Annotated in this window: 14 protein-coding genes; 11 read left to right on the top strand and 3 right to left on the bottom strand. The window is 47.7% G+C overall.

Translation table 11 applies throughout. From position 1 onward, the window contains the following. The first annotated feature begins 107 nt into the window (after positions 1–107). On the top strand, positions 108–2,465 hold the full coding sequence (locus tag NQ518_RS07625) for a GH92 family glycosyl hydrolase (RefSeq protein WP_227205887.1): 2,358 nt from the start codon (positions 108–110) through the stop codon (positions 2,463–2,465). 316 nt (positions 2,466–2,781) lie between these two features. On the opposite strand, the gene NQ518_RS07620 is transcribed toward NQ518_RS07625, so the two are convergent. Beyond that, positions 2,782–4,224 (bottom strand): Fic family protein, encoded by a 1,443-nt coding sequence (locus NQ518_RS07620; protein WP_227205889.1) that lies wholly within the window; start codon positions 4,222–4,224, stop codon positions 2,782–2,784. A 416-nt stretch (positions 4,225–4,640) separates the two neighbouring features. After that, positions 4,641–5,978, bottom strand: a complete 1,338-nt coding sequence (gene dgt, locus NQ518_RS07615) for a dGTP triphosphohydrolase (RefSeq protein WP_004348997.1) — start codon at positions 5,976–5,978, stop codon at positions 4,641–4,643. Between the two features lie 101 nt (positions 5,979–6,079). On the opposite strand from dgt, the gene dut reads away from it, so the two are divergent. The 9 genes from dut (at position 6,080) to NQ518_RS07570 (ending at position 15,970) form a co-directional block, all read left to right on the top strand. After that, positions 6,080–6,517 carry a dUTP diphosphatase gene (gene dut, locus NQ518_RS07610; RefSeq protein ID WP_004348999.1) on the top strand — a complete coding sequence of 146 codons (438 nt, stop codon included), beginning with the start codon at positions 6,080–6,082 and terminating at the stop codon, positions 6,515–6,517. 12 nt (positions 6,518–6,529) lie between these two features. Beyond that, positions 6,530–8,329 carry a tetratricopeptide repeat protein gene (locus NQ518_RS07605; RefSeq protein WP_412741271.1) on the top strand — a complete coding sequence of 600 codons (1,800 nt, stop codon included), beginning with the start codon at positions 6,530–6,532 and terminating at the stop codon, positions 8,327–8,329. After that, positions 8,326–9,225 carry a DUF4292 domain-containing protein gene (locus NQ518_RS07600; protein ID WP_227960224.1) on the top strand — a complete coding sequence of 300 codons (900 nt, stop codon included), beginning with the start codon at positions 8,326–8,328 and terminating at the stop codon, positions 9,223–9,225. Before NQ518_RS07605 ends, NQ518_RS07600 begins: the two co-directional genes overlap by 4 nt. Next, positions 9,226–10,860 carry a murein hydrolase activator EnvC family protein gene (locus tag NQ518_RS07595; RefSeq protein WP_227960226.1) on the top strand — a complete coding sequence of 545 codons (1,635 nt, stop codon included), beginning with the start codon at positions 9,226–9,228 and terminating at the stop codon, positions 10,858–10,860. A gap of 104 nt (positions 10,861–10,964) precedes the next feature. Further along, positions 10,965–12,299, top strand: coding sequence for a Na+/H+ antiporter NhaA (gene nhaA / locus NQ518_RS07590; RefSeq protein ID WP_227960227.1), 1,335 nt, complete (start codon positions 10,965–10,967; stop codon positions 12,297–12,299). A 73-nt stretch (positions 12,300–12,372) separates the two neighbouring features. Beyond that, positions 12,373–14,181, top strand: coding sequence for an AMP-dependent synthetase/ligase (locus tag NQ518_RS07585; protein WP_227960229.1), 1,809 nt, complete (start codon positions 12,373–12,375; stop codon positions 14,179–14,181). Further along, positions 14,181–15,305: a peptide chain release factor 2 gene (gene prfB / locus NQ518_RS07580; protein WP_227960231.1), complete on the top strand. Its 1,125-nt coding sequence runs from the start codon at positions 14,181–14,183 to the stop codon at positions 15,303–15,305. Before NQ518_RS07585 ends, prfB begins: the two co-directional genes overlap by 1 nt. Before the next feature lie 23 nt (positions 15,306–15,328). Then, positions 15,329–15,466 carry a hypothetical protein gene (locus tag NQ518_RS07575; protein WP_023058109.1) on the top strand — a complete coding sequence of 46 codons (138 nt, stop codon included), beginning with the start codon at positions 15,329–15,331 and terminating at the stop codon, positions 15,464–15,466. 3 nt (positions 15,467–15,469) lie between these two features. Beyond that, positions 15,470–15,970 (top strand): CYTH domain-containing protein, encoded by a 501-nt coding sequence (locus tag NQ518_RS07570; protein WP_227960232.1) that lies wholly within the window; start codon positions 15,470–15,472, stop codon positions 15,968–15,970. Here the strand turns inward: NQ518_RS07570 and NQ518_RS07565 are convergent. Next, positions 15,918–16,322, bottom strand: a complete 405-nt coding sequence (locus NQ518_RS07565; protein ID WP_227960234.1) for a VanZ family protein — start codon at positions 16,320–16,322, stop codon at positions 15,918–15,920. The two genes, NQ518_RS07570 and NQ518_RS07565, sit on opposite strands and share 53 nt — an antisense overlap. A gap of 152 nt (positions 16,323–16,474) precedes the next feature. Between NQ518_RS07565 and NQ518_RS07560 the strand changes: the two genes are divergently transcribed. After that, positions 16,475–17,395, top strand: a complete 921-nt coding sequence (locus NQ518_RS07560) for a helix-hairpin-helix domain-containing protein (protein WP_227205905.1) — start codon at positions 16,475–16,477, stop codon at positions 17,393–17,395. The last annotated feature ends 29 nt before the right edge of the window (positions 17,396–17,424 follow it).

Raw genomic sequence — 17,424 nt, 5'->3', positions numbered from 1 at the left:
TTCATCTGCACCATCTTCAATAGTCAGAATCTGCATGATTCAAACTGTAGGAGGTGGCGTATACATTTAGCTAATTCACTATTATTAACTAACAAGAACCAACAGACATGAGAAAAATTTCAATGGCATTACTGGCTTTCGCCGGCATTTTTGGCATGATGTCCTGTACGAAAACTGACAATGCAACAACAGAAGACCTGACAAACTATGTAGAGCCACGCATCGGAACGGCGCACTGTCGTTATTTCCACATGGCTCCCGGTGCCTTACCTTTCGGCATGGCTAAGCCCGGGCCATCAACCAATGGACATTATGGGAATAAGTCTGGCTGGGAGGCTACGGGTTATGATTATCGTGACACCAGTATCGAGGGATTCCCCTGCCTGCACGAGTTCCAGATTGGAGGCATCACGTTGATGCCCACCGTGGGCAAATTGTTCACCGTACCTGGCGACACTGCCATGACGGACGAGCGTAAAGGCTATCGCTCACGCTTCTCGCACGATGATGAAGTGGCCACGGCTGGCTACTACTCTGTGCTACTCAAGGACTATGATGTGACGGCCGAAATGACGGCCACCACGCGTGTTGCCTTCCAGCGGTATACCTTCCCGGCCAGCAAGGAGAGCCGAATCCTCTTTGATATCGGTAACCGCCAGGGCGAAAGTGGTGCCGTGAAGGATGCCTCAGTACAGATTAAGGATAACGGAACCGTAGTCGAAGGCTGGGTGATCACCCTGCCTGAGTATGTAAAGAAATACCAGCCGGGCGCCGAAGTCCCCTTGTATTTCCATGCCGTTGTCGACAAGAAACCTGTTGGGGTAGGTACTTTCAACGGCGAAACCGTTAAAGCTGACTCGCTGTCCACTACGGGTTTGGGCGCGGGTGCTTATCTGACGTTCGAGACAACTGATCAGGAAAAGATTACCGTAAAGGTGGGTGTGTCCTACACTTCGGTGGAGAATGCCCAGAAGAACCTTGAGGCTGAGGCGCAGGACTTGGCTTTTGACGAGGCTAAGGAGCAGTCGCATGAGGCTTGGAATGAGCATTTGAGTCGCATTGCGGTTGAAACAACGAACAAGGATGATAAGGTGAAATTCTACACAGGATTGTATCATGCCATCTTGGGTCGTGGTATTGCCAGTGACGTAAACGGCGCTTACCCCAAACACGATGGTACCGTTGGCCAAATTGAGATGAAGGATGGCAAACCTGCTTTCAACCTCTACAATACCGATGCCATGTGGGGAGCACAGTGGAATCTCAACCAAGTGTGGATCATGGCCTATCCCGAGCACATGTCCGACTTCATCAGCAGTCATCTTCAGGTATACAAAGACAGTGGATGGTTGGGCGATGGACTGGCCAATAGCCGTTATGTATCGGGCGTAGGAACCAATCAGTTGAGCTTGATGATTGCAGCGGCTTATGCTTGTGGAATCCGTGATTTCGATGTGAATCTTGCCTACGAGGCCTGCCGCAAGAACGAGTTGGATGGTGAGAACCGACCATTTGGTGCTGGAAAGACCGATACCAAACTCTTTGTAGAACACGGTTATGTGCCACATCAGGACACGGGTGAAGGATCAGACGAAATGTTCATGTTCTCTGCTTCGCACACATTGGAGTATGCTTTTGGCGCATGGGCTACCGCACAGATGGCCAAGGCATTGGGAAAGACAGACGACTATAAGAAGTTGATGGATCTTTCCAAGGGCTGGGAACGCATCTATGATACGTCAACCAACTTCGTTCGTCCGAAGAAGGCCGATGGCAGCTTCATTGAGAATTTTGACCCGATGCAGGTATGGCGCGGCTTCCAGGAAGGCAATGCTTGGCAATACACGTTCTATGCACCGCACGATGCCAAAGCGTTGGTGGCTAAAGTGGGTGCCGAAGAGTTCAACAACCGCTTGGATAGCATCTTCACCCAATCGCAGAAGCTCATCTTCAGCGGTGGTACCGAGGTGGGTGCTTTCGCTGGATTGAAGACGCTTTACAACCAAGGCAATCAACCTTGTCTGCACATCTCATGGATGTTCAACGAGGCTGGCAAGCCATCGCACACCCAGAAGTGGGTGCGTGCCATCTTGGACGAGTTCTATGGCACAGATGGAATCCATGGCTACGGCTACGGACAGGATGAAGACCAGGGCCAGTTGGGCGCTTGGTTCGTACAGTCGTCCATCGGTATGTTCGATGTCAAGGGACTCACAGCCGAGCAACCGTCCTTTGGTTTAGGCAGTCCTTTGTTCGACAAGATTACCATTCGTCTGAACAAGGATTATTATAAGGGTGACAAGTTTGTCATCAACGTGAGCAACAACAGCAAAGAGAATATCTATGTGCAGGAATACAAGCTCAACGGAAAGACGCTTGATAGCACTTACTTGCCGTTCGCAACCTTCGCCGAGGGCGGCACGCTGGATGTGACCATGGGCAATACGCCTAAGGACAAGTATTAAAATAGACTTCATTCGACGCACCGCAAAGGCGGTGCGTCGCCGTAATCGAAGCGTGCCAGCCCCTTGATTAGCCAGGGGTAGGCACGCTTTCCTCATGCTGCCCAAGTTGCCCTGTATCGGAAGTGTAGCTGTTTACCTGGCTTCGTCAACTTCGTCAGAACAATTTTGCCTCTACAGGGCGTAGTTCTTCAACGTGCACCTATGAGGGTGTATCAAACAAATCACAAATGAAGAGAACCGCCTTTGAAAAAAGTATTTCGGTAATTCAATTACCGAAAAGGCGACTTAGTCACTTCTAAACGACTAAGATAAGTGACTAAGATAAAGCCCGCACATACTTTTGATTTCTGCTGTTGGGCTTTTCTGGTATTGTCATTTCAAGAAATCCATTCTCTATCAAAGGGTCGATATATCGACTTTTAGCGTTATTACGGTGCTTAAGTCCCAAGTGCGCCATAATCTCCGTGAGACTTTTAGGGCGTTCACAGAAAGCCAATACCTCGTTCATCGTTTCTGTTGACTTAGTCGCTGACTTAGTCACTTTTTCTCCGTCAGTGACTAAGTTAAGTGACAAAGATGGTTGCACCATCACTTCGAAAGCTGTAATTTTACCTACATTGAAGACAGGTTCTGGATTTCCGTTGTCTCTTAGCATGGTTTTGACACGCTGAATGCCTCGATTGAACATATTCACGTATTTCATTCCACGCATAGCTTCAGCGATGATAGGGTTTCGATAATCGTTGACTGTTGGGAAGTTTTCGGGACGAGCTTCTCCATACAAGCCTCCTGCATTGAGAATTTCAATCCGATTACTAAACTGGTATATTCTGATAGGCATGTTAGACTGATAGTCTCGGTGCATACAGGCATTCATCAGCAACTCCCGAAGTGCCAACTCAGGGTAGTTAAACACAATCTGTTCTCTCAGCATACTCACAGGCATCGGACGTGCTGTGACGATAGCATCTTTCACAAAGCTTTCCAGCTTAGGCAGTATTGAACACAGACTGCCACGAATCTGTCTTTCGTTAAGAATCTCACTTCCTGTGTCCTCTCCTGCGAAATGCACATATTGAACATAACAACCATGCAGGAAGAAAGAGGCATTTTTCCCGAAAAGAATAATGGCGGCATTTGTAGGGCAATCGTTGGCAATGTCATAAAGATGGATTGCTGCTAATTGTTCTTGTAAAGACCTATTATCCGTTATCAGGATACCAGTTTCTATTATCTGTGGGAGATATTCCTGCTTTATAAGCTGGACATCAACATCCTTTAGTGATGAACCGAAACAAGGCATGGCATCGAATGTAGCCATATAAGATGTCCTTTTTTCCAAAAGCACTCTTTCTTCTGACTCTGTGGCAATATCCCGACGCGGTCCTATACGTATAAAGGTGCGTCCACGATAACGAACCGGCGGAATCAAAGCGGGTGACACCTCTACGACAAGCAAATCGCCTTCATCAAACTCAAACTTTTCTACAGACATAATCGGCAAAGGAAGTATATTGCCGTCAGAACGAATCCCCGCTATTTTCTTCATCAAGGTATCATCTACCCTTAGCCCAGATAAAGTTCCATTGTCATGAGCGCCTAAAATAAGATAACCTTTTTTCCGACAGTTCGGTAAATCATTTGAAAATGCACAAATAGCCTCCTGAAACTTATCCATGTCGCCTGTAGAAATTGTACGCTCTATTCTGTAGGTTTCTGTGCTGCGTAAAAGTTCAAGAACCTCATCTTTTGTTACCATATCCTTTACTGTATATTCTCATTAAATTTCAAGCTGTCAAGCATCGGGACGGAATTCGTCTTGCCCATTCTTACAGGTAAATTCTGCCGTAAAATGGAAGGTATTATTGTTAGGATGCTCAAAATTAAGAATTTCATACCATAACTCCAAGTAAAAAGGGATATTATTGAACAACATTGATATTTTCTTGTATTTGGAGTATTTTGCGTTAGGTGTTGTGTATCGTTATGACACAAATCAAGGTGTCTATGCCCTGCCGCGGCAAGGTCAATGGGTTTGCCAAGTAAGGTCAATGCTATTGGCAGTCAAAGTCAATGTGTTTGATAGTCAAAGTCAATTCTTTTGTAAGGGGCTCTATATCATTGTGTTGTAAAGGATGTTTGTAGAGTGAGCAGCGAGTCGTGGCACTTCTGGCATCAAATAACTGGTAGGGATATGCCGTTAATCTTCTGATAGATGTCCAAGGCATAGACATCGGTCATGCCGCTGATATAGTCAATCACGGCCATGATGCGCGTTTCAAGGTCAGGACTTTGTATGTCGTACTGGCTACTGAATCGCCGCATGAGCTGTTGCGAATAGAAACGGTCGGGATTGACGGCCGCCTCGATGAGCGTCTGCATAAGTGTCTGCATGATTTTATAACCCGCCAGCTCCACATCCAGCACGGGTTTGCTGTGGTAGATGCGCTCGTACGACAGTTCTGCGCATTGCCTGTAAGCCTTACGCTGTAGCTCACTGATGTGGTCGATGAGCGAGCCTTGTAGCGTACCGTCCAGTATCGCTTCCTCGTTTGCCACGAAGGCTTCCACGCATTCGTTAACCAGTTTGCCCACAGCCGAGGCCCGCATATACACCACCTTTTCGTTGTTGTCGGTCACGCCCTCGTCTTTGATGCGTTGTCGGATGTGATCTTGCATCTCTGGGGCAAAGAAATTCATGAGCAAATGCTCTGTTTCTTCGTATGAGAGAATCTTGAGTTTATGGGCGTCTTCAATGTCCATGATCTCGTAGCAGATATCATCCGCAGCCTCAACCAGATAAACCAGCGGGTGACGTGCATACCGTAAGGGTTGGTGTGGTTCAGAGAGTTTGTTAATTTCCAGTTCTTCTGCCACCTTGACGTAGGTGTCTTCTTCGGATGAGAAGAAACCAAATTTTCGGTGACTCCCTGCCAGACTGCTGGCAAATGGATATTTCACGATGCTGGCCAGGGTGGAGTAGGTCATCACGAAGCCGCCTATTCGCCGACCGTTGAACCGGTGCGTAAGCAGTCGGAAGGCGTTGGCGTTACCTTCGAAGTGGGTGATATCGTCCCAGAATCGTTCTCTTACGCGCTCCTGCAAGTAGGTTCCGGCACCCTCGGTGAAGAAGGTTTGGATGGCTTTCTCGCCGCTGTGTCCGAACGGAGGGTTGCCCATGTCGTGTGCCAGACAGGCCGCACTGACGATGGTTCCTATCTGTTCAAACGTCGTTCCACGCAGTTCGGGATGCTTCTCGCACAGTTGTGCAGCTACGTCATTGCCCAGCGACATGCCCACCGAGGCCACTTCCAACGAGTGGGTGAGGCGGTTGTGCACGAAGATGGAACCGGGTAGGGGAAACACTTGCGTCTTGTTCTGCATGCGTCTGAACGGTGCCGAGAAAATAAGACGGTCGTAGTCGCGTTTAAACTCCGACCGGTCGTCATGACGTTCGGTGTGCTTGAGCTCTTGTCCAAGCCTTTTGTTGGAAATTAATTTTTGCCATTTCATAACGCAAAAGTAGTGGAAATTTGCGTAATTTGGTTCTTTTTAATAGTAATAATGCCACTTTATGGCGATTATTCCTTATTTTTGCACATTATTGAATAGTTATGATACAGATAAAAGTCATCAATAAAGGTCATCAGCAGTTGCCTGCTTATGCCACCAGTCAGAGTGCAGGAATGGATTTGAGAGCCAACCTTGAGGCTTCCATCGTGTTGAAGCCGATGGAACGAAAGCTGGTGTCTACGGGGCTTTTCATCGCTCTTCCAGAGGGATTCGAGGCTCAGGTTCGGCCTCGTAGCGGGTTGGCGTTGAAGCATGGCATCACGGTACTCAACACGCCTGGCACCATAGATGCCGACTATCGGGGCGAGGTGATGGTGCTGTTGGTGAATTTCTCGCAGGAAGAATTTGTTATTCGCGATGGTGAGCGCATTGCCCAAATGGTGATAGCACGACACGAACAAGGGCATTTCGTCGAAGTGGAGGAGCTGGATGAGACCGAACGTGGAACGGGAGGCTATGGCCACACGGGTGTGAAATAGGCAAGCGTCAATATGATGAAGCAAAACTTGAAAATTAGTTTGAATCACATTCTTTGCTGTTTGCTTGTGGGCTGGATGCTGATGAGCTTGGCCTTGCCAGCTTGGGCACAGGAGCCAGAAGGCAAACCGCTGACCGAAGCGGATTTGAAGAAAATGCTGTTTGAGGACAAGCAGTCACAATACCACTATCTCTTCCTTGAGGCTGTTAGTCAACTGAATGCAGGTAAGCTGGAGTTGGCAGATAGTTTACTGCACCAGTGCTTGACCCTCCATCCACAGGGAGCCGAAGCTTATTATGCGCAAGGGCGCTTGTTGGCCCAACAAAAGAAAGATACGCTGGCACTGGAGAAGTTCGAGAAGGCGGCTGCCTTGCAACCGGAAAACAGTCATTACCAAGAGCGGGTGGCGCAATATTACATCGGAACGGGTGCTTTCGACAAGGCCATCGCCGCCTACGAGCGTCTGTATGAAAACAATCATCAGCGCACGGATGTGCTCAGCATCTTGGGACAGTTGTACAATCAGCAGAAAAATTACGACAAGATGCTTTCTGTTTTGGAGCGTATCGAGCAGGCTGAAGGAACCAATGAGGAACTTACGCTTTCGAAAATGAGCGTTTATGAGATGATGGGTGATAAGGAATCGGCTCGCAAAACCTTGCAACAACTGGCCGACAGTCATCCCAATGACGTGAACTACAGGGTGATGTTAGGCAATTGGCTCATGCAGCATGGCGGACAAAAGAAGGCTTATAAACTGTTCACCCAGGCCTTGGAAGAGGAACCCGATAAAGGCTTTGTGTTGGCTTCGCTATACGATTATCATAACCAGGTGGGTGACAAAGAGAAGGCTATCGCGCTGAGAGACCGCATCTTGATGAGTAAGGACACGGAGATTCAGACCAAGATGACGATGCTACAGCAAGTGATTCGGGACAATGAAGACCACAAGGGCGACAGTACAGAGGTGCTCAATCTGTTTAAGCGCATGATGAAAGTTCATCCCAAAGATGCTGACATCGCTTCCTTAGCAGCCGCCTACATGAGTTTGAAGAAGATGCCGCAAGACACGGTGATGGCAGCCTTGCAACACGTCATTGACATTGCGCCCGACAACTCGCCTGCTCGTTTGCAGTTGTTGCGCATGTATCTGCCTGGAAAAAACTGGAAGAAAATCATTGCCCTTTGTGAAGAAGGCGCGCAGTTTACGCCCGACGAGATGGCTTATTACTACTACATGGCTTGGGCCCATGTGCAGCAAGACGAGCAACCCAAGGCCATTGATGCCCTTAAACGCGGCGTGAGTACCATCAACGACAAGAGCGATACCGAATTGGTGAGCGAGTTTTATTCCATGATGGGCGATTTGTTGCACCAGCAAGGCGACCAACAGGGGGCTTTTGCGGCCTACGACAGTTGTCTGCAATGGAAGGATGACAACATTGCCTGCTTGAACAATTATGCTTATTTTCTAAGTGAAGATGGTCAGAATTTAAAGCGGGCAGAGCAAATGAGTTATAAAACGGTAACGGCATCGCCTAACAATGCGACGTATCTGGACACCTACGCTTGGATACTGTTCATGCAAGAGCGATACACCGAGGCAAAGTTATACATTGATCAGGCGCTGAAGAATGATACCGATTCCGTGCAAAGCGCCGTCATCATTGAGCATGCCGGGGATATTTATGCCATGAATGGAAACATCGATCAGGCGCTGAAATATTGGCAAGAGGCCTTGAAACTAGCCTCAAAAGATGATCAAGCCCTGATTGAACGGAAGATTAAACAGAAGAAATACATCAAGAAATGAATAAAATACTCCATGGGGTTTTGACCGTGTGCGCTGTCTTGTTGCTGGCATCTTGTGCCTCCAAAAAAGCTGTTGTCAAGGAACCCTTGCCAGGAAAAGAACCTCATACAAGTGCTGTCAAGCCCGGTATTGCCGAGGATATGCAAGAGCTGGCTTTCGTGCAGCGTGTGTATGATAATCAGGTATACGCGCAAAACATCGTTGGGAACATGACGTTTAGTCTTACCCGAGGTGGCAAAAGGATTTCTGCGCCAGGCTCTGTACGCATGCGGAAGGACAAGGTGATTCGTCTGCAAGTGTTCATTCCCTTTTTGGGGACAGAGGTGGGACGGATTGAATTCACCCCCGATGGCGTGCTTATCATAGACCGTATGCACAAAGAGTATGTGCGAGCCGACTATCGTGAGTTGGATTTCTTGCGCGATAATGGTCTGACATTCTACAGCTTGCAGGCACTCTTCTGGAATCAGTTGTTGGTTCCCGGGAAAGAAAAGGTCAGCGAATCAGACCTGAAGTCGTTCGATGTGCGCCTGTCGCCCATGGGTGAAACCGTACCATTGTTGCTGAAAAAGGGCAGCATGGAATATCGTTGGAATGCCCATAGAACCAATGGACGCATCTTGTCTACCGTGGTTTCCTACCAAAGTAACCAACACGGGAAGTCAACCTTGACCTGGAATTACGACAATTTTAAGGCCGTTGGTGTGAAACAGTTTCCTGCCAAGCAGGTGTTCTCCTTCATAACCACCGCTACCAAGACACCGCAACAAGGCCAAGTGACCATTGACATGAATGATGTACAGACAGACAGCAATTGGGAAGAGCGTTCCACGGTCTCTAGTCGGTACAAGCAGATGGATGTAAAGGCGGTATTAGGCAAACTATTAAACAGGTAAATGAAACGTTATTTAATTATACTCTTAGCATTGGCTTTGACGGTTTCGCTGCCGGCACAGAAGAAACGTACGCCTACGAAACAGCGGACAAGAACCACAAAAACCACGACCAAGAAGAAAAAAACAACCAAGAAAAAGTCGACAAAGACAGCTCGATATTCCAATTCATCCATCAAAGGATTGGAAAGTCAGCGCAGTCAGATTCAGAAGAAGATTAAGCAACAGGAAAGAGCGTTGCGTACCAACCAGTCGGATGTGAAGAAAAGGTTGCAAGATTTGATGATTCTCAACACGGCGATTAACGATAGACAGAAAAATATCGACAGCATTGAGGCCGACATCCATCATTTGAATGGGAATATAGATATCATCAAGTCGCAGCTGCAAACGCTGCAAACGCAATTGGCAGAGCGCAAACAAAAGTACATCAAGTCGATGGCCTACATGACGCGCAGCCATACCATTCAGGATAAAATCATGTTTATCTTCTCGGCGAAAAACTTTGCTCAGATGTACCGTCGCTTTCAGTTTGTGCGCGACTATGCCACTTATCAGCGCGCACAGGGCGAAGGTTTGAAAGCCAAGCAGGCGCAGGTGGAAGAAAAGCATGTACAATTGCAGAATGCTAAGGGAAGGAAAAGCCACCTCCTCTATCAGGGAAGGAAAGAAAAACAAACCCTTGAGGGGCAGCAGGTGGAACAGAAGCAGATGGTTAGTAACCTGCAAAAGCAGCAGAAAACCATTCAAAACGTTATTGCCCAGCAGCGCAAGAAAGATGCTGCGCTCAACGCCCAGATTGATAAGTTGGTTGCCATCGAGGTGGCCAAAGCCAAGGCTCGAGCAGAAGCTGAGGCCAAACGGAAGGCCGCACTAGCAGAGGCTGCACGCAAAAGAGCGGCCGAACTGGCACGAAAGAAGGCCGAAGCCGAGGCTGCTGCCCGTGAGAATGAGCGCAGGATAGCTGAGGCCAAAGAGCGTGAGGAACGCCTGAAAGCCGAGGCACGTGCTGCCGCAGCCGCCGCAGAGAAGGCTCAACAGGAGAAACCGGCTGCACAGGCAAAGGCAGCAGCAGAAGCCAGTTCGGCCGCAGAACAAACTGCCCGCGAGGCTCAAGCAGCCCGTGAGGCTGCCGAGCGCAAGGCTGCCAGTGACGCAGTGCGCAACAGGGAGACCATCGCCAGGGCGCAGAAGCGCGCTGATGAGAGTCTTAAGATGAGTTCGGTAGATCGTATGTTGTCAGGAGGGTTTGAGGCTAATCGCGGACGTTTGCCCATCCCGATTACTGGTGGGTACCGCATCGTGAGCCATTTCGGGCAGTACAATGTGGAGGGATTGAAGAATGTAACGCTTGATAATAAAGGTGTCAATATCCTGGGAAGCCCTGGTTGCAAGGCACGGGCTATTTATGACGGCGAGGTGAGTGCCGTGATGTCTTATGCAGGCACGACGGTGGTGATGGTTCGCCATGGCTCGTATATTTCAGTGTATTGCAACTTGGGGTCGGTTAGCGTTTCTCAAGGACAGAAAGTAAAGACCCGTCAAGTGCTTGGAACTGTCGGACGGGATAACATTTTGCAGTTCCAATTGCGGAACGGGACAGCCAAACTCAATCCCGAGTCGTGGTTGGGTAGGTAGTCCCGAGCGTTTGTGCGGCAACATCTATCAGTCGCCATGGAGCGGTTTTGTGTGCGGATTGAAGGCTGGCCGTGAATAAAAAGCTAACCCGAAAAAACATAGAGATGAATAAAAATCAGATTGCAACCAGGATAAATAATAAGGTATTAGAACCCGTAAGACTGTTTATGGGGCAGGAGAAGTCGGGCGGCATCGTGCTGGCCATCAGCGTTCTGTTGGCCATGGTGTTGGCCAATACGGCATTAGGACCAAGCTATCACGACTTTTTCCAACAGACATTTGGGTTCTTATGGAATGGTGATTCGTATTTTAATTTCACCCTTCACCACTGGATTAACGATGGACTGATGTCCGTGTTCTTTTTCCTGGTAGGGTTAGAGTTGAAGCGCGAGTTTATTGCTGGCGAGTTGGCCGACCTGCGCAACACGGTTTTGCCAATAGGAGCTGCTGTGGGAGGTATGCTGATTCCCGCGGCGATTTATCTTTCGTTCAACGCTGGCACAGAAGAGGCGGTGGGATGGGCCATACCCATGGCAACCGATATTGCTTTCGCCCTGGGCGTGGTTAGCTTGTTAGGTAGTCGCGTGCCATCATCCGTCAAGGTGTTTCTAACAACTTTGGCTATTGTTGACGACCTGGGAGCCGTCATCGTGATAGCCTTGTTCTATACCTCGGAAATCTCCGTAGTCAACGTGCTGTTGGGTTTGGGCTTTCTGCTATTGATGTTCATCGGTAACAAACTAGGTGTGAAGAACCTGTTCTTCTACGCCCTGCTGGGCATTGCCGGCGTGTGGGTTTGTTTCCTCCTGTCGGGCGTTCATGCCACCATTGCTGCCGTACTGGCTGCCATGACCATTCCCGCTGACTCGGAAATTGATGAGAACACTTTCCTGCATCGTGTGCGAAAGCTGACCAGACGATTCGACAAGGCCGAGTCGAATGACGTGAGGACGCTCGAGAAAGAGCAAGTGGAGATACTGGCTCATATCCAGAAAGACACCACCACTGCCATTCCTCCCTTGCAGTTGATAGAGCATCATCTGAACCCAATCGTAACGTTTATCGTGCTACCCGTCTTTGCTTTTGCCAACGCTGGTGTAAACTTGGTGGACATCGATTGGTCAGCAGTGTTTGCTACGAATATTACCATAGGGGTTGCGCTGGGACTTTTATTGGGAAAACCATTGGGAGTGGTAGGCATTTCCTGGTTGTTGAATAAGTTTGGTTTTGCAAAAACGCCAGCAGATATGTCAAATCGTCGATTGATGGGCCTGGGCTTCCTGGCATCTATAGGCTTTACGATGTCGATGTTCGTCTCAACTCTTGCCTTTCAAACGGAGATGATGCTCACGCAAGCAAAGATTGGTATCTTCATGGCTTCAATCCTTGGCGGACTCATTGGCTACAAGTTGTTGAAATCATCGAGCAATAAAAATTAAGGGAGTCATTTCTTGGAAAATGAATCAATTTGTCGTACCTTTGTGATTACATCATATAAATTTTTTCTATCTTATGCAAACAAGACATCACCTTTCCGTACTGATACATGAACAAGCAAAGAAATATGGTTCGCGTGATGCGCTGACCTTTCGTAGCTTTGGCAGTTTGAAGTGGAAGACTGTTTCTTGGAAGCAGTTCTCTTTGCGTGTGAAACAGGTGTCTAATGAGTTGATTGACTTTGGATTGAAACCACAAGAAAAAATCGGTGTGTTTGCACAAAACTGCCTCCAGTATCTGTATACAGATTTTGGTGCTTATGGGGTTCGGGCCGTTTCCATCCCTTTGTATGCTACCAGCAGTGAGCAGCAGATACAATATATAATAAACAACGCACAGATACGCTTCCTCTTTGTTGGCGAACAAGAACAGTATAACAAGGCACATCGTGTGTTTTCGCTATGTCCTACACTCGAGCGAATTATCATTTTTGATCACAGTGTTCGATTGAGTGCGTACGATACAAATGCTATTTATTTTGAAGACTTTATTAGATTAGGTGAGAATCTGCCACATCAATTGGAGGTAGAAAAGCGATGGGCAGATGCCAATGATGAGGATATTTGTAACATCCTGTATACCAGTGGAACCACAGGAGTAAGCAAGGGCGTGGTATTGACCTACGGTCAGTACGACGCAGCCATGGAAGCAAATGGAAAAAGTGTGCCTGTTGATGAGGAAGACCGTGTAGTGAGCTTTCTGCCCATTACGCATATTTTTGAACGGGGTTGGTTGTATTTGTGTCTAACGGCAGGTGCCCACGTCATTATTAACACGTATCCCAAAGAAATACAGCAGACCATGCGTGAGGTGAAACCTACCGCTATGTCGGCCGTTCCTCGCTTTTGGGAGAAAGTTTATATAGCGGTGAAAGAGCGCATTGATAGTGCTAATCCCGTACAAAAGAAACTTTTCAACAGGGCATTGGCCGTTGGAAAGAAATATAATATCGACTATTTGAGTAAAGGAAAACGACCTCCTTTTGCCTTGTCTGCAGAATATCAAGTATATAATAAGAGTGTCATGGCATTGGTTCGCAAACAAATTGGTTTGCAGAACCCACACTTCTTTCCAACAGCGGGTGCTTATGTTTCACCAGAAGTTGAGGAGTTTGTCCATTCCATTGGTATCTACATGATGGTTGGGTATGGTCTCACCGAGAGCTTGGCCACCGTTTCTTGTGATCGTATGGACAGGCCATACACGGTTGGCTCGGTAGGTAGACCGGTTGATGGTATTCAGATTAAGATAGGAGAGAATAATGAAATCCTGCTCAAAGGCCCTACCATCACCAGAGGATATTATGAACTGCCCAATGAGAATGCAGCAGCTTTTGATGAGGATGGGTTCTTCCATACGGGCGATGCAGGCTACATGAAAGACGGAGAGCTGTACTTGACGGAGCGAATCAAGGATCTGTTCAAGACGAGTAACGGAAAATATGTCGCACCACAGATGGTGGAGGCGATGCTCTTGGTGGACAAATATGTGGACCAAGTGGTTGTAATCGCTGACCAAAGAAAGTTTGTTTCGGCATTGATTGTACCAGAGTTTAGGCTCTTGGAAGAATATGCCAGCGATCACGGTATCGCCTATGTGGATAGAGAAGATTTGTGTGAAAACAAACAGATCAAGGACATGATGATGGAACGCATCAAGACCTTGCAACAGTCTTTGGCCCACTATGAGCAAATCAAGCGTTTCACTCTTCTTCCTCACCATTTCAATATGGAGCGTGGGGAATTGACGGATACATTGAAAATCAGACGTCCAGCCGTCTATAAAATCTACAAGGACGTCATTGACAGCATGTACGAAGAATAATGATAACAAGCGACCAGTTAAAAGATGTGATGGAGCGTGCTGAAGCCCTTCATCGGTATTTGAACATAGACCAGAAAAAAGTAGAGTTCGAAGAAGAACAACTACGCACACAAGCACCTGATTTTTGGGAAGATCCTAAGCGGGCCCAAGAACAGATGATTAAGGTCAAGGGCATTGAGAAGTGGCTCGTTGGTTATCAACAGGTGCGTCAGTTGGCTGATGAATTGGAGTTGGCATTCGATTTCTATCGTGATGACATGATTACGGAAGACGAGTTGGATGCCGACTATGCCAAGGCTGTTGCCGCCATAGAGCATCTGGAAATGAAGAACATGCTTCGTCAAACCGAAGATCCCATGGACTGTGTGATGAAGATTAACTCGGGAGCAGGCGGTACAGAAAGTCAGGATTGGGCACAAATGCTCATGCGTATGTATATGAGATGGGCCGAGGCTCATGATTACAAGTGTACCATCAGTGATATTCAGGACGGTGATGAGGCCGGCATCAAGAGCGTGACAATGAAGATAGAAGGTGGCGAGTATGCCTATGGATACTTGAAGAGCGAGAACGGGGTGCATCGCTTGGTGCGCGTTTCTCCATTCAATGCCCAGGGAAAGCGCATGACCAGCTTCGCCAGTGTCTTTGTTTCACCCCTGGTGGACGATACGATTGAGGTGTTTGTTGACCCTGCTCGTGTGTCGTGGGATACCTTCCGATCGAGTGGTGCGGGCGGACAAAATGTGAATAAGGTGGAGTCTGGCGTTCGCCTTCGCTATCAATACGAAGATCCTGACACGGGAGAGGAAGAAGAAATTCTGATTGAAAACACCGAAACACGTGACCAACCGAAGAACCGAGCCAAGGCCATGCAGCTCTTGAAGAGTCAACTTTACGACCGTGCCATGAAGAAACGGTTGGAGGCGCAGGCTAAAATTGAGGCTGGAAAGAAGAAGATAGAATGGGGAAGTCAAATCCGAAGTTATGTTTTTGACGACCGTCGTGTGAAAGATCACCGCACCAATTATCAGACAACCGATGTAGACGCAGTGATGGATGGTAAGCTGGATGAGTTTATTAAGGCTTACCTCATGGAATTCCCCGTTGCGGATGATAATGACTAATCAACCTTTAAAATCATACAACTATGAGTGAAAAAAGCAAAATGAATCGAGCTAAGCGCGAGGCAAGACAAGAAAAACAAGCGCAAAATGTCATTAAATGGCTTTCCATTGCATTGCTTGTTTGTGCCATCATTTGGATTATTGTCGCCATGAACGTATAGCGGATGAGTGGATTTGAGATAGAACGCAAGTTCCTTGTCAAGAAAGGCGGAGCATTCAAGCGTGCCGCCTTTTCCAGTAGTCACATCCAACAGGGATACATACCTTGCCTCAATGCGACGGTGAGGATTCGTGTTCGTGACGAAGAAGTATACCTGACCATCAAGGGAAAATCAACTCATGGCGGAATGACGCGCTATGAGTTTGAGACAAAAATCACGCTCGATGAAGCCTCGCATCTACTACAACTTTGTCAAGGAGGTACCATCGATAAGCGTCGTTATCTCGTTAAAAGTGGCAATCATGTGTTTGAAGTGGATGAATTCTACGGCGATAACGAGGGACTTGTCATGGCCGAGGTGGAATTGAAGTCAGAAGATGAACCTTATGAGAAGCCAGACTTCATTGGTCCGGAGGTCACTGGAGATGCGCGGTTCTACAACAAATACATGCTCACGAATCCCTTTTCCGCTTGGAAAGACACGTTGCCAGAAGAATACCGATAAGCAGTGATAGCACAACACCGATGCTGTCGGCCAGAAAATCCATCCACTCGCCGCTTCGGTTGCCCCCTGTGCAGGTTGCTTGAACGATTTCTATCAGGCCTCCCATGATGATTGGTGCCGCAAATGTGAGGATGAAAAGCTGTTTGTTACTTAGCTTTTGGCGGCTGCGGGCAGTTTCAATCCAAATGCAACAACCCAAAATAGTGTACAAGGCCACGTGTGTCCACTTGTCTATGAGCGTGACACCAGTCAATGGGGTTTCTGGAATAGGAATCAAGCAAACAACCCAAATACCAAGGATGAGTACGGTAGTAAAGGGGTAGCGCTTGATGAATTGTATGATTTGTTGCATAAGAAACCGAACTATTTTCATGCAAAAATAGTGCAAGCCGAAGACAAAGGAAGTTTACTTACTTTGTTGAGGCGTAGCCTATTTTATGCAAAGATACAATATTTTCAAGATATCAACAGCACGTTTGTATCAAATCATTTGCTGAATCTGCCATGTCCATCAAAGATTTTTTTTATTTCAACAAGTCCGACCGCAAAGCGCTCATCTTCCTGCTCACGGTTGGTATTTGTGCTACAGCCCTGTTTTTCTTGCTCAGTGACGAAGAGAAAACAACGACAGGCGGCTTCAATCGTGATACCGTTTTTGTGAAAGAGCCAGGCGATTCATACCATTCCAGCTCTCAACCCGTAGCCTATTATCGGGTGGAAGGACGACAAGCCGAACTTTTTCCCTTTGACCCAAACACAGCTGACAGCACAGATTTGTTGCGCTTGGGATTGCAACCGTGGCAGGTACGCAACATCTACAAATACAGAGCGGCAGGTGGTGTTTATCGCAAGGCTTCCGATTTTTCCCGCTTGTATGGACTGACGCGTAAGCAATATCTGGCTATGGAGCCATACATTCACATCAGTTCTGATTATCTACCTGCGTCAACACTCTCCGCAAATGCAGCACCAACGCAGGAATTAGAGCGTGACACCGTTCGTTTTCCCATCAAAATCAAATCTACCGAGCATGTCGCTCTCAACGCCGCTGACACGTCTATGTTGAAAAAAGTGCCGGGCATTGGCAGCTATTTCGCTCGCCAAATCGTGAACTACCGAACGCGCTTAGGTGGCTTTTGCAACACCCGACAGCTGTTAGAAATAGAGGATTTCCCCGAAGAAGCATTGACTTATTTTTCTTTACCACCACGCGATGCCAGTCAAATTCATCGCTTGTCCATCAACAAACTATCCATTAGTCAGCTGAAGCGGCACCCCTACATGGGCTATTACCGAGCCCGTGCCATCGCTGACTATCGCCGATTGAAAGGACCTATCCATCGATTGGAAGACCTGGGCATGTTGAAAGATTTCACACCCGAGGCCATTGAGCGACTCAAACCCTATGTTTCGTTTGAGGAGTAGTACTTAAAATGTTGGAAACAGATGGCCAC

This window comes from Hoylesella buccalis ATCC 35310 (assembly GCF_025151385.1).
In the GTDB taxonomy this organism is placed as follows: domain Bacteria; phylum Bacteroidota; class Bacteroidia; order Bacteroidales; family Bacteroidaceae; genus Prevotella; species Prevotella buccalis.
Note: the sequence above shows the minus strand (reverse complement) of the source record. Positions and strands in the feature narration are given on the sequence as shown.